The following is a 1,604-nucleotide window of genomic DNA, read 5'->3' on the forward strand; positions in this document are numbered from 1 at the left end:
AGCACGGTGGCGGCCCCGATGACCACCCATCCGGCCCACGGCCACCAGCCGCCCACGAGCGGGGCCAGGGGCAGGAGCAGCAGGCCGATGCCCACGGTCTGCAGCACGGTCTTGAGCTTGCCGCCGCAGCCGGCCGGCATCACGAAGCTGGCGCCCTCGCGCACGCCGGAGGGCCAGCGCGTGGTGACGGTCTTCGTCTTGGTGTAGAACTTCAGCCCGTCCGTGCCGTGCTGGTTCAGGTCGCCGAAGCCGGAGGCCTTCCAGCCGCCGAAGGTGTAGTAGGCGATCGGCACGGGGATCGGCACGTTCACGCCGACCATGCCGGTGTCCACGCGGGTGGAGAAGTCGCGGGCGGCGTCGCCGTCGCGGGTGAAGATGGCCACGCCGTTGCCGAACTCGTGCTCGTTCACGAGCGTGAGCGCCTCCTCGTAGTCCTTCGCGCGGACCACGGAGAGCACCGGGCCGAAGATCTCCTCGCGGTAGATGCTCATCTCCGGGGTGACGCGGTCGAACAGGGTGGCGCCCACGTAGAAGCCGTCCTCGTGGCCCTCGACGACGACGCCCCGGCCGTCCTCGACCAGGTCGGCGCCCGCCTCGACGCCGGCCGCGATGCAGCCCTCGATGCGCTCCTTCGCGTCCTTCGAGACGACGGGGCCGAAGTCCGAGGACGCCTCGAGCGACGGGCCGACCCTGAGGTCCTTCACGCGCTCGCGGAGCAGCGCGATCAGGCGGTCGGCGGTCTCCTCGCCGACCGGGACGGCCACGGAGATCGCCATGCAGCGCTCGCCGGCGGAGCCGAAGGCGGCGCCGACCAGGGCGTCGGCGGTCATCTCGAGGTCCGCGTCCGGCATGACCACGGCGTGGTTCTTGGCCCCGCCGAAGCACTGGGCGCGCTTGCCCATGCGGCCGGCGTGGGCGTAGATGGACTGCGCGATCGGGGTGGAGCCGACGAAGCCGACGGCCTTGACGCGCGGGTCCTCGATGAGCGCGTCCACGGCGGCCTTGTCGCCGTGCACCACGTTGAGGGCGCCGGCGGGCATGCCGGCCTCGAGGGCCAGCTCGGCCAGGCGCACCGGGACGGAGGGGTCGCGCTCGGAGGGCTTGAGGACGAAGGCGTTGCCCGCCGCCAGGGCGATGCCGGCCTTCCACAGCGGGATCATCGCCGGGAAGTTGAAGGGCGTGATGCCCACGGCCACGCCGAGCGGCTGGCGGATGGAGTGCACGTCGATGCCGGTGCCCGCGTCGGCGGTGAACTCACCCTTGAGCAGGTGCGGGGCGCCCGCGGCGAACTCCACGACCTCGATGCCGCGCTGGATGTCGCCCTTGGCGTCCGGGAAGGTCTTGCCGTGCTCCTGGGCGAGCACGGTGGCCAGCTCGTCCATGTTCTCGTTGATCAGGTCGACCCAGCGCAGCAGGATGCGGCCGCGGCGCTGCGGGTTCAGCCTCGACCACGCGGCGAAGCCCTCCTCGGCGGAGGCCAGGGCGGCGTCGATCTCCTCGGCGGAGGCCAGCGGCACGCGCCCCGCCACGCCGCCCGTGGCCGGGTGGTAGACGTCGCCGTGCCGGCCGGAGGCGCCTTCGCGCCGCTCGCCGTGCACGAAGTG

At 72.8% G+C, this 1,604-nt stretch carries 1 protein-coding gene; it reads right to left on the minus strand.

Annotated elements, in window-relative coordinates:
- The coding region (locus D8M29_RS11820; protein WP_238693410.1) for a CoA-acylating methylmalonate-semialdehyde dehydrogenase at nucleotides 1–1,604 on the minus strand (1,604 nt) is incomplete at both ends.

The sequence above is a fragment of the Micrococcus sp. HSID17227 genome (assembly GCF_003989405.1).
Classification (GTDB): domain Bacteria; phylum Actinomycetota; class Actinomycetes; order Actinomycetales; family Micrococcaceae; genus Micrococcus; species Micrococcus luteus.